Here is an 11,356-nt window from a genome sequence, read left to right as displayed (position 1 = left end):
CTGGATATAATTTCGCTTGTAACGCACGGCGATTCACAGAAAATCTATTATGCGTCAGTCGCAAGAAGGGCGCGTGACCGGGCTCTGGCGCGTATGTCCAGGCCTCCCCAGCTAAAGGCGTCAGTGCGCGCTCCCAGCGTGCGTTTCCCAACGCTCGGTCACTGCGAGCGCGAAACGTCGACGTCGTTTTCGATCGCCGCGATTCGTTCGGCGCAAATCACCTCGACGACGCCGCGCAGAGCTTCGACGCGATCGACGATCCACGCCAGTTCCTCGCCGCTGATCCGATAGTGCTTGGAGTAGCGCGCCTTCACATAGGCTTCCTTGAGCTTCTCGAAGGCAGCGCGATCGGCTCGATCTTCACGCGGCCAGGCATCGATGAGGCGCCGGTCGAGGCGCTCGGCCTGGGTGCGCAGGAAACCGAGATTGTGGACGTGCGGCGTATAGAAGGTCACGACCAGCAGCACGCAGTGATAATAGGCCTCGGCCGACTGGTGGAGCAGGAAGGCGCCCTTCTTGGTCCACCCCCGCTGGATCGCGAACTTTGCGGTTTCCAGGAATTGCTGACCGCTCGCGAGCCATTCTTCCCGATATTCCAGGGCTGCCGTTAGGGCTTGGTCCGCCGTCTTCGGTTTCGGCTCATGCAATTCGTCGTCGGCGACTTGATAGAGCGCGATGCCGTCGCGCCGAATGTCCATGAAAAAGTAGCGGCCATGCGCCAGCCCGTCGTTCACCTCCTGAAGGGTGTGGACGATGAAGTTGACCGGAGTCTTGAGCGCCTTGGTGATCGCCAGCTCGCGATGCAGGCGCTCTTCCAGCTTCAGCCAATAATCGACGCGGTCGGTCAGCCGCTTATCGTTGACGACGATCAGCAGGTCGAAATCGGATTGGTAGCCCTTGGCGGTGTGCGGCTCGTCGACCCAACCGCCGCGCGCATAGCTGCCATAGAGGATGATCTTCTCGATCCGGCCGCGCTTCTTCCAGCCCTGCTTGGCGAGGGCCAGCGCGTCTTCGAACTCTTCGAAGACAATCTCGACGATCCGCTCCAGCTCGCGCCGCTTCTGGGGAGGCAGATGATCGAGATCAGCGCGCACCGGCATCCCCGACGTTCAGGGACGCATGATCGTCTTTTCGGTCAATCGCGCCGGAAATACTTAAAGCGCTCGCGCCCGTCGGCCTCCTGAACGGCAGCATCCGCGTTGGTGCATTCCGCGCCACGCTTGGTTCCAGCGCGGCAGGCATCGACCAGCGCACGAGCCTCGTCGAGATGCGCGGCGAAATAGGCCGTCGCCCGCGGCGCCTGCGTGCCACATCCAGCCAACAATGATCCGACGATAGCGGCAAACACGACCCCGCGTTTCATGAAGCATCCTTCGATATCGTTGTCTTGATGGAGAGGGAGAGCTGAATCAACGCCGGAGCGTTACCATCATGCACAAGCTGGCTGCGGTGCCGGCTGCTCGGGCGGGATAGCCTTGGCGCAGGTGACAACATCGTCCTCGACCAAGTGCATCGTAAGCGGGGCGTACACCCCCGTCTGTCGCAATCCGGCGATCGTCCGGTCGTCGATGCGGATGTGCAGCGCGATCAGCGTGTCGCGACCGAGGGAGAGAGGAGAGCCAAGCGCTTCACAGTGCCAGCCGAACGATCTGATCTGCTCGAACCAGGCCAGTTCGGCGACACCCGTATAGTCGCTGATGCCGTCCCGGATCGCTATATCCGCCAACGCCGAGACGAGCTGATTACGAGCCGCACGGCGATCGGCCGAAGTCTGGTAGCGATCGAGGCAGAAGCGCGTGATTTCTAGGGTGGTCGCACCTCTGGGCACCGGCCCGCTGCATAGATAGGGATAAAGGTCGCCCAGGAGATGCGGCCGGTCCGTGCGGAGCAATCGCGTCGAGGCCCGATGACGGCCATCGTTCATCAAGATCAGATAGCGTGCGTCGGGATCGTCGAACTGGTCGATCTCATATTCCCCGGCAAGAACCGGCAGATTCCATTTGAGCAGGTCGATGAAGACCTGTTTGCGGGCGGCGAACATCGCGCGCATGGCGCCGGCAGCAGGCGCCACCGGCGCTCGCTCTAAGGTATCGGTCATGGAGGGCGGCTCCTTCGAGTCCGGAAGTGCCGCCTAATCAGTCATGTTGGGCGCGCGCCGATATACCAAGAAATGGGGGTGGCCACGGCCACCCCCGGCGACGCTATTTGAAATACCACCAGCGTCGGATGTCGGCGAAGCTGATCAGCCCGTCGAAGAGCGAACAGAGGACGAGCGCGTAACCTGAATGGACATCGTACCGCTCTCGAGCGATTTTGAGATGCTGGACGACGGTGTCCTCGGTGATGCCGAGGATAGCGGCCGTTTCCGCCGCGGTCTTGCCGCGGGCCGACCATAAGACGCATTCGCGCTGGCGCTCGGTCAGCACCGGTTTCGGTATGTCCGGCACGGTATCGGCGATGCGTCGCGCGGCGGCCAGCGCGTAGGCGCCGAGAATCTCGGCAGCGCCCAACATGTCGCCGGGAAGAGCCTTGTCGGGACGCATTGCGAAGGTGCAAGAGCCACTCGCAAGGCCGGGCAGATGCCGGGGCACCGTGTATCCATCGGCGATTCCGTTGGCACCGCTGACCATAAGCATCCGGTGATCACCATTGGTGAGCGGCACCAATCGGCCGAGATCGCGCCAAGCGAAGCCGGTCATAGTTCGCTCGCACGCGCGTCGGACCGGATCGTTTCCTGCGAGATCGAAGCCGATATATGTCTGCGCCCAAGGGTCGGGATAATCGTGGATTAAAAAGCTCGCGCGCGCCGCGTCGCGAGAATGATGCTCATAAGCTATCGCGAAATGATCGAAGCGGAGCTGCTCTCGAACCCGCCTCATTGCAGCGTGAAGCTGGATATCGGTAGTAGTGGCGTAGATTTCCGCAGCCAAATCGTCGAGTAATACACAAGACATACGTTCACTATCGCCCGCCTGAACAGTCCCAGCCTGCAGCCGGGCGGGTCGTCCCTTACGTCGCCGTGCGCAGTTCCCATCTGCCTCACATTGTCGTGGTGTAACGGTCATGAAGAGATGGGCGACCCAAAACGATCGATTGCGACGCCCGACATCCGGATCACGACGGATGATCGTACAGCGTGTTCATGGCAGACCTCCTGTAGATGGATGATGACGGCCGCCGCTCAGTCAGCTCGATCGTCGGGGGACAACGCGAACCCGTCAGCGCTTGACGACTTTAGCTGCCCGCCGGTCGAAAATCCGGGCTGCAACTGAAGAGAGAAAGCGGCCGTGCCGCGTAGCTTTCACGGACGAGCACGCGTTCGCAGATCATCAAGAGGCGTGCCCCCTGACACGAGCGTCCCAACCTGCCATGGCGACGCCAGCGATATCCTCCAGCTCGGCACGCCTGGCGCCATCCCGCGCCAGGATGGACATGCCACTCTGCACCGACTGCACGAAGCGAGCGAGCACATGGAGATCGACCGACCCAGAAATCTCGTCGGCGATGACCGCCTGCTCAAAGCGAGCCTTCAGGCGCTCTAGTCCGACCGCACGTTCCGATCGCAAAAGCTCGTTGAGCTGCTCGCAGCCCTCAGCGCCGACGGACGAGAGCGCCACCATGCAACCGGCAGAAGTGCCGTCTCGGCCTCCGCTTAACGCAGCAGCGGTATCGAGCAGCAGGGCATTAACTGCTTCACGTGCGGTGGGGGCGCCTTGGAAACCGCGCCAGAACAGCGGTTGGTAGGTTTCGCCGTAGTGCCGCAGCGCCTCCGCATACAACGCTTCCTTCGATCCAAATGCTGCGTACAGGCTCGGCGCGCCGATCCCCATCGCTTTGGTAAGATCGATGATCGATGTCCCCTCATAGCCTTTGGTCCAGAACAGGCGAGTGGCCTGCGCTAGAGCGGCTTCGCGATCGAACTCGCGAGGACGCCCGCGAGGGCGTGAAGTCTTCTCGTTCTTACAAGGCTCCGGGGCGATATATTTCTGCATCGATCAATACATATATGCTCGCAAGCGCTTTAACAACCCGACAAAAAGTCCGCGGTCAGTGGTGTCGCCTGCTGACGAAAATATCTGGGCGCTACCTATGCCAAGCCAACCTCACTGGGGCCGCTCTCAGGGTGAAAGCCCTGAGAGCGGCCAAGATCAGCGCAGCTTGCGGCCAAGGAAATCGCACATGTGCGCCGCAATCTCACGATGATGTGTCTCCAGCGCGAAATGACCCGCGTCGAGCAAGTAGATCTCCGCGTCCGGAAGGTCTTGCCGATAGGCATCGGCACCGGCCGGGATGAATGCGGGATCATGCCGTCCCCATACGGCGAGTAGCGGCGGACGATGCTTGCGGAAATAGGCGTGGAAGGCCGGATACAGCGCCACGTTGGTACGGTAATCGAGGATCAGATCGAGTTGGATCTCCTCCGCGCCCGGCCGCGCCATATAGGCGATGTCGAGTTCGTAGCCGTCGGGCGGCAATAGGTTCGGGTCGGAACCGGTGCCATATTGCCAGTTCCGGATCGTGTCCGGGGCCAGTGAGGGCCGGCACGCTTCCCGGTTGGCTTCGCTGGGCTCACGCCAGTATTCTTCCCAGGGACCCCATTGATCGCTGAATCCCTCGACATAAGCATTGCCGTTCTGCGAGATGATCGCCGTGACCCGCTCGGGATGCTTCATGGCCAACCTCAGCCCGGTCGGCGCGCCGTAATCGAAGATGTAGAGCGCGTACCGGCTAAGCCCGATGGCATCGACGAACCCGTCGACGACGTCGGCCAGCGCGTCGAAGCTGTATGTGAACTTGCCGCGCGGGGGCGCCTTGGTCTGCCCGAACCCAGGCAAATCGGGCGCAATCACCCGGTAGCGATCGGCCAGCTGCGGAATCAGGTTGCGAAACATGTGGCTGGCGGACGGAAAGCCGTGGAGCAGCAGGATCACCGGCGCATCAGCCGGCCCTGCTTCGCGATAGAAGACTTCCACATCACCAACCTTCTTCTTACGATAATGGATCGTCGGCATGACATTCTCCTTCGATTTAGCGGCAAATGCCGCCGATTGAGCCAGCGAACTTTGCGGAAGGACGGACAGGATCGGTCCTGCCGAAAGCATTGCGAGAAATGTGCGGCGCGGATGATTTGCAGAGGTCATCGTCCTCACCTCCGTTTCGGCGTGATGGGCGGTAAAGTCGCTTTGAGCGCCCCGACAGCAATGCCGATGATAAAGACTTTCATTTCCGCTCTCCTTCTCGGGTTCTGCCGCCGTGCCCCGGTACGTTGGTGACGGCCAGGCGATGATGATGGGGCTGAAGAAAGGGCGTCGTGGCCAGCATCGCCGCGCTGACCGCGACGAGCCCCCATAAGGGCGCTTGGAAGCTGCCGCTCGCGTCTCGGAGAAAGCCGACCAGTACCGGTCCTGTCGCGCCGACGAGATAGCTCACCAGCATCACGAAAGCGTTCCAGGCGGTTGCCTCGCCATCCGTCCGGGCGTTGTCGAGCGGGAGCGTCATCGCCAGCGCGAAAGCCCCGCCCGCGCCGAATCCTATCAGCGAGACGGCGACAAAGGGCAGAAAGACCGGTGCGATCGCCACCCATGCGACGCCGACGAAGCTGATGCCTGCGCCCAGCGCGAGCCACAGCCGACGATCTTCGTTACGGCTGATCGCGCCGAACAGAGGGGTCGCCGCCATGAAAGCGAACGTGAAGCAGGCCAGGATGAGCCCGCCGGATGTCGGGGAATGCCCCAGCTCAATGTAAACCGGCGCGATCCAAGAGACGTAGCTGTAGAACAGCAGGTTGTTGAACGCGAAGAAGGCGGCGATGAGCCAGGCAGTGAGGTTGCGGACCGGCAGTCGGTGCTGCGGCGGCGCCTCACTCTTGTTGGACGCAGCACGCCCGCGTTTCTCGACATAGAGCCACGCGACGATACCGACGAGCGCCGGCAAGGCCCACAGGCCGGCCGGAGCCCGCCAGTTTCCGAAGAGATGCGCGAGAACGCCGGTCGCGCCTGCTGCAAAGGTGCTGCCCGCCGACAGCGCCAACGCATAGACTCCCATCAGCGTGGCGGCCCGGCCCGGGAAGCTCGCTTTCACGAATGCGGGAACAAGCGCGCCCGCTATTGCGATCCCGGCACCGATCCCGGCCGTCGCGACGAAGAGCGCTGCCGTGGATAGCGCAAAGGCGCGGCCGGACGTCGCTAGGGCGAGCACGAGAAGCGCCGCGATGATCACTCGGTCGCGCCCGAAGCGTTGCGCGAGCCAAGGTGTCGCCAGCGCGAGCAGTCCCATCAGAAGGGTCGGGATCGCGGCCAGCAGCGATGCCTGCATATAGGACAGGCCGAATTCGCGGATCACATCAGGCAGAACCGGGCCTATCGAAACGATCCCTGGCCGAAGCCCCAAGGCGACCAGGACCAGGCAGGCGATCGCGATGCCAAGCGGTATCTGCGAGCGCCTCGCCGGGGCTCCCCTTGGCGCCCACTCAACGTAGGTATCTGGCGGGGCCGGTTGCTGGCGTGTGCATGTGTCCAACATCTGACTATCCAATCGCTTTATCCGGGCGTGACGCCGTGCCGGTTCGGGCTCAGAACTGCTGGCTGGTCGGTCGCAGTACGATGGCATTGATATCGACGTCGGCCGGCTGCTCGATCGCGAAGGCGATCGCGCGTGCGACCGACGATGCCGGGATCGCCTGCCTGTAGAAGTCGAGAACCGTGTCTTTGGCGGCGCCGGACGTGCCCAGCTTGAGATCGCTGTCGACGGCGCCCGGCTCGATCGAGGTCACGCGCACCTTTTCGCCAACCTCCTGACGCAAACCTTCCGAGATCGCGCTGACCGCGAACTTGGTGCCTGAATAGACGGTGCCACCAGGTGCGAAGACCTTGATGCCGGCGACCGAACTCAGGTTGATGATGTGGCCGCTTTCCTGTGCCAGAAACCGCGGAAGCACGGCGGCGATACCGTAGAGGACACCCTTCAGGTTCACGTCGATCATCCGGTCCCATTCGTCGGTGTTCGCCTCCGACATGGGACGGATCGGCATCACGCCGGCGTTGTTGACCAGCACGTCCAGCCGGCCGAAGTCTGCCACGACGGCCGCGACCACGGCTTCGACCTGCGTCTTGTCGGTCACGTCCAGCACATAGGGCCTCGCCGTTCCGCCTGACGCCTCGATTTCGGCCACGACCGCATCCAGCAGATCCTCGCGGCGGGCGGCGACTGCGACCCTGGCGCCGCGAGCGGCAAGCAGCCGCGCAGTCTCGGCACCCAGGCCGGTGCTGCCGCCAGTGATCAGGACGACCTTGCCTTCGATTTCTTCGTTCATGTTCAACTCCATTTGGTCAATTGCGCTGAGCACACCGGGCGCGACCGCGCGTCGTATGCTGGGACCGGAAGGAATCGGGGGCGGATCCCTTCCGGTCCGGCGGCAGCCCCCGGGGGGGCGCCGCTAACGGTTGCGCCGCGTCATTCGGCGGCCGTCTCCAGCATCCGGACCTCGTAGGCCGGATAGTCGGTGAAGCCCTTCTCCGAGCCGCCATAAAGCGTCGCGGGGTCGAGCGGATTCAGCGGCCAGCCATTGGCGATGCGCGCCGGCAGGTCCGGGTTGGCGATGAAGCTGCGGCCGAAAGCGATCATGTCCGCGAGCCCGGTCTCGAGCAGGCGCGCGCCGCGTTCGACGGTGTATTTGCCGGCATAGATGATGCGACCGGAGAAGGCCTCTCGCACCGCCAGGCGAAAACCCGGCGGTAGGTCCGGCGCGTTGTCCCAATCCGCCTCGGCGATCGACAGATAGGCGACGCCGGCTTCTTCCAGCGCCTTAATCGCTTCCACATAGGTGCCGTGCGGATCGTCCTCCACAAGCCCGATATAGACGCGGTCCTGGTCGGTGCTTTCGAACAGCGGCGTGAAGCGGACGCCCATGCGATCGGCTCCGATCGCCTCGGCTACCGCGGCGACGATTTCGCGAAGGAAGCGAAGGCGGTTCTGCAGAGAGCCGCCATATGCGTCGGTGCGTCTATTGGCGTGGGCCGAGATGAACTGGTTGACCAGATAGCCATTGGCGCAGTGCAGTTCGACACCGTCGAAGCCGGCTTCGATCGCATTGCGAGCCGCCTGCGCGTAAAGGTCCACCAGATCCTTGATCTCGGGCACGGTCAGCGCGCGCGGCGTAGGCGGCAGGACCAACTCGCCCGCTCCGGGCGCGGTCTCGATGAACGCCTTCACTTTCTGCGGCGGGATCGCGGAAGGCGCAACCGGTGCGTCGCCATTCGGCTGCAGGGCATTGTGCGAAACGCGGCCGACGTGCCAGAGCTGCGCGAAGATGATGCCGCCCTCGGCATGGACCGCACCGGTGACCTTGCGCCAGCCTGCGATCTGATCGGCGGTGTAGATGCCCGGCGTCCAGGCATAGCCCTGGCCCCGCGGCTCGATCTGGGTGCCCTCCGTCACCATGAATCCGGCGCTCGCGCGCTGGCGGTAGTATTCGGCCATGAGGTCCGTCGCGATATTGCCCGGTTGGGCGGCGCGCTGGCGGGTGAGCGGCGGCAGCACGATGCGGTTCGGCAACCTATGGCGACCGAGCTGCACCGGGTCGAAATACGCTTGGTTGATCATTTCATTTCTCCGGACGCACGGCACGCGGCGCCCCTGGCCCCGGCCGCGAATCGACCGGAAGCGGTTGTTCCTGACTGCGGATTGCATGTCCGGACGGGGCGGCTCCCAAGCGGAGCCGCCCCGCCGGGAACCAGTCCCTATTTGTGGATCAGCACCGTCTTCGCATTGGTGAAGAGCAGGCGGCCTTCATGGCCCTGCTCGGTCCCCATTCCCGATTGCTTGACCCCGCCGAAGGGGATGTCGACGCCTTGGGTATGGATCTCGTTGACCCACACCATGCCGGCTTCGATCCGGTTGGCGACGGCGACCGCGGCCTTGGTGTCGCGCCCCCAGACCGATCCGCCAAGCCCGTAGATCGAGGCGTTCGCGCGGTTCACTGCATCGTCGACATCGTCATAGGCGATGATCGGGACGATCGGGCCAAACTGCTCTTCCTGCACAATCTTACTGTCCTCGGGAGGGTTGTCGACGACCGTGATAGGGAAGAAATAGCCCGACTGGTTCTCGTCGATCTCGCCGCCAAGGACGATGTTGTGACCATTCGCCTTGATGTCGGCAAGGAAGCCCTTGAGCTTCTCGAACTGCATCTTGTTCTGGACAGGGCCGACACCGACCTCGGGATCGAGACCGTCGCCGACCTTTACCGTCTTCGCATAGTCGACGAATGCCGTCACGAAGTCTGCATGGAACGAGTGCGGGACATAGAGGCGCTTGATGCCGACGCACCATTGCCCCTGATGGCCGAACGCTCCCCAGAAGAGCTGCGGGATGATCGCCTTATAATCGGCATCGGGTAGCACAATGGCTGCGTCGTTGCCGCCCAGTTCGAGCGTCACGCGCTTGACCGTGCCCGCTGCAGCGCGGAGGACATGCTTGCCGGTCTCGGTCGATCCGGTGAAGCTGATCTTCGCGATGTCCGGATGGGCCGTGAGTACCGGTCCGAGTGCCTTGTCGCCCGATACGACCGACAACACGCCGGCCGGAAGAACGCTTTGCGCGATTTCGCCGTAGCGGAGCGCGGTGAGCGGGGTGAACTCCGTCGGCTTCAGCACGAAGGTGTTGCCGGTGATCAGCGCGGGCGCGACCTTCCACAGCGACAGCAGCACCGGGAAGTTCCAGGGCGTGATACCGCCGACGACGCCGAGCGGAACATGATGCAGCTCGACGATGTGCGTGTCGTTCTCCTCGACGATCTCGACTGGAATGCGACGCTTGGCGATCTGGCGGATATAGGAGATCGCCTGATCGACCTCGCGGGCTGCCATTGTCTTGAGCGGCTTGCCCTGCTCCAGCGTCAGCAGGAGAACCAGATCGTCGCGACGCTCCTCCAGCGCATCTGCAAAACGCTCCATATAGACTTGGCGCTCATCATAACTGAGCGCCGACCACCCCTTGAAGGCAGCGTTGGCTGCGGCGATGGCCTCATCGAGCTGCTCAGGGGTGGCGTTCGGCGCCTTGGCCAGAACCTTGCCGGTCGCCGGGTTGATGACATCGAACGTGTCCTCCGCCTCGACCAGCTTGCCGCCGATCGTAAGATGGAACGTACCGGTGAAGAAGTCGGCATTTGCCGCCGGCTTCTCGATGGTGGTAATCAAATTCATGATACTACTCCTGGTGGTGTCGCGGGCAGCGGAAGTTCGGAAAGGTTTTTCCGCCGACCCGTTGGTTCGAGGCCGCGACATGCGGCCTTGCTCGGTGTGCCGTCGCCGTTGGCGCGGTGACGGCACGCATGTCGGATGACGCTATTTTCTGCGCTTGGGTTGAGCGCCCCGTCCCTCGATGAAATACATTCGATCGGCGACGTCCGGTGTCTTTGTCACGTCTCTCCTTTCAACAAATCGCGTTGCCGCGTCGTCGGACCTCCCGTGCAAGAGGGCTAAGATGGACCCGGCACGAAACTCGTTCCGCTATTTATATGACGGACTAATCACTTATATAAATGACATTGTCAACGCCTCCGCTAGATGCGCGCTTAGTGGGACGTGCAGATCATACTGGACGGTAATATTAGACCGGTCGTATACGATTGACTTAAACCCACTCGCTGCTGGTGGAAAGGAATGCGGCCTATCCTGGTCTCCCTGCTATTTTCCGGACAGGATCTGATCGGTTGCGGCCACAGCGGCGTCGAAGGGAGCCGCATTGCGCACAATCTTCATCATGATGCTCGCGCCCAGCCAAAGCTGATAGAGCGTTTCGGCGAGATCATCGGGGTTCCGTGCACTTTCGATCGAGCCGTCCGCCAGCCCCTCCTTCACCACCCGCGACAATCGGCTTATGATCGCGGAGGTTCCGTTTTTCAGTGCGAGGCGCATATCCTCAGAAATGTCAGAAACCTCGGCACCGAGTTTGACCGCAAGACACTTGCCCTCCGGATCTTCAGATTCCTGATTATCTCTCCAGAAGCTCCAGTAAGCGGCCAATCGCTCGCGCGCCGGTAAGTGCTCGTCGGCAAATAGCGTGTCGATTTCGGCAAGATATTTACTGAAATAATGTTCCAGAAGATCTCGGCCAAACGCTTCTTTCGAAGCGAAATAGTGATAGAATGAACCTTTCGGAACATCGGCGCCGAGCAGGATTTCGTTCAGCCCTACGCCGGAGAATCCCTTCGCTGCAATAAGCCGCTGAGCCGTATCGAGGATGTAAGACCTTACATCGCTGGCCCTCTCAGATTTCGGCACGGTAGGCATTCTCGCTTCCTATCAACTAGACGACCGGTCTAATATAGTGCTGGGATGAGCGGATCAAGGGGGGC

Annotated in this window: 11 protein-coding genes; all 11 read right to left on the bottom strand. The window is 62.2% G+C overall.

Annotated features, from left to right (window positions below):
- Positions 1 to 158: 158 nt before the first annotated feature.
- Complete coding sequence (locus AC58EF_RS23580) at positions 159 to 1,094, bottom strand: HEPN domain-containing protein (RefSeq protein WP_497278914.1); 936 nt, start codon at positions 1,092 to 1,094, stop codon at positions 159 to 161.
- Positions 1,095 to 1,135: 41 nt separating this feature from the next.
- Positions 1,136 to 1,363 (bottom strand): EexN family lipoprotein, encoded by a 228-nt coding sequence (locus tag AC58EF_RS23575; protein ID WP_497278913.1) that lies wholly within the window; start codon positions 1,361 to 1,363, stop codon positions 1,136 to 1,138.
- Between the two features lie 66 nt (positions 1,364 to 1,429).
- Positions 1,430 to 2,098: an acyl-homoserine-lactone synthase gene (locus tag AC58EF_RS23570; protein ID WP_497278912.1), complete on the bottom strand. Its 669-nt coding sequence runs from the start codon at positions 2,096 to 2,098 to the stop codon at positions 1,430 to 1,432.
- A 103-nt stretch (positions 2,099 to 2,201) separates the two neighbouring features.
- Entirely contained in the window at positions 2,202 to 2,930 is a 729-nt protein-coding gene (locus AC58EF_RS23565; RefSeq protein WP_497278911.1) for a helix-turn-helix transcriptional regulator, read from the bottom strand.
- Positions 2,931 to 3,329: 399 nt separating this feature from the next.
- On the bottom strand, positions 3,330 to 3,992 hold the full coding sequence (locus AC58EF_RS23560; RefSeq protein ID WP_497278909.1) for a TetR/AcrR family transcriptional regulator: 663 nt from the start codon (positions 3,990 to 3,992) through the stop codon (positions 3,330 to 3,332).
- 156 nt (positions 3,993 to 4,148) lie between these two features.
- Entirely contained in the window at positions 4,149 to 5,141 is a 993-nt protein-coding gene (locus AC58EF_RS23555) for an alpha/beta fold hydrolase (protein ID WP_497278908.1), read from the bottom strand.
- Between the two features lie 79 nt (positions 5,142 to 5,220).
- Complete coding sequence (locus tag AC58EF_RS23550; RefSeq protein WP_497278906.1) at positions 5,221 to 6,522, bottom strand: MFS transporter; 1,302 nt, start codon at positions 6,520 to 6,522, stop codon at positions 5,221 to 5,223.
- Between the two features lie 49 nt (positions 6,523 to 6,571).
- Positions 6,572 to 7,312: an SDR family oxidoreductase gene (locus tag AC58EF_RS23545; RefSeq protein ID WP_497278904.1), complete on the bottom strand. Its 741-nt coding sequence runs from the start codon at positions 7,310 to 7,312 to the stop codon at positions 6,572 to 6,574.
- 140 nt (positions 7,313 to 7,452) lie between these two features.
- Positions 7,453 to 8,601, bottom strand: a complete 1,149-nt coding sequence (locus AC58EF_RS23540) for an alkene reductase (protein ID WP_497278903.1) — start codon at positions 8,599 to 8,601, stop codon at positions 7,453 to 7,455.
- Between the two features lie 137 nt (positions 8,602 to 8,738).
- A complete protein-coding gene (locus AC58EF_RS23535; protein WP_497278902.1) occupies positions 8,739 to 10,202 on the bottom strand; it encodes an aldehyde dehydrogenase family protein in 1,464 nt (487 codons plus the stop codon).
- 483 nt (positions 10,203 to 10,685) lie between these two features.
- The gene (locus AC58EF_RS23530) at positions 10,686 to 11,291 is read right to left on the bottom strand and encodes a TetR/AcrR family transcriptional regulator (protein WP_497278901.1); all 606 of its coding nucleotides are present in this window, start codon (positions 11,289 to 11,291) and stop codon (positions 10,686 to 10,688) included.
- Positions 11,292 to 11,356 lie beyond the last annotated feature (65 nt).

Source organism: Sphingobium sp. WR1 (assembly GCF_059693745.1).
Note: the sequence above shows the minus strand (reverse complement) of the source record. Positions and strands in the feature narration are given on the sequence as shown.

What these genes read in the sequence shown, in the direction of transcription:
- AC58EF_RS23545 (WP_497278904.1), bottom strand. Translation starts at nt 7,312, where the DNA reads ATGAACGAAGAAATCGAAGGCAAGGTCGTCCTGATCACTGGCGGCAGC.
- AC58EF_RS23530 (WP_497278901.1), bottom strand. Translation starts at nt 11,291, where the DNA reads ATGCCTACCGTGCCGAAATCTGAGAGGGCCAGCGATGTAAGGTCTTAC.
- AC58EF_RS23560 (WP_497278909.1), bottom strand. Translation starts at nt 3,992, where the DNA reads ATGCAGAAATATATCGCCCCGGAGCCTTGTAAGAACGAGAAGACTTCA.
- AC58EF_RS23575 (WP_497278913.1), bottom strand. Translation starts at nt 1,363, where the DNA reads ATGAAACGCGGGGTCGTGTTTGCCGCTATCGTCGGATCATTGTTGGCT.
- AC58EF_RS23535 (WP_497278902.1), bottom strand. Translation starts at nt 10,202, where the DNA reads ATGAATTTGATTACCACCATCGAGAAGCCGGCGGCAAATGCCGACTTC.
- AC58EF_RS23550 (WP_497278906.1), bottom strand. Translation starts at nt 6,522, where the DNA reads ATGTTGGACACATGCACACGCCAGCAACCGGCCCCGCCAGATACCTAC.
- AC58EF_RS23555 (WP_497278908.1), bottom strand. Translation starts at nt 5,141, where the DNA reads ATGACCTCTGCAAATCATCCGCGCCGCACATTTCTCGCAATGCTTTCG.
- AC58EF_RS23540 (WP_497278903.1), bottom strand. Translation starts at nt 8,601, where the DNA reads ATGATCAACCAAGCGTATTTCGACCCGGTGCAGCTCGGTCGCCATAGG.
- AC58EF_RS23570 (WP_497278912.1), bottom strand. Translation starts at nt 2,098, where the DNA reads ATGACCGATACCTTAGAGCGAGCGCCGGTGGCGCCTGCTGCCGGCGCC.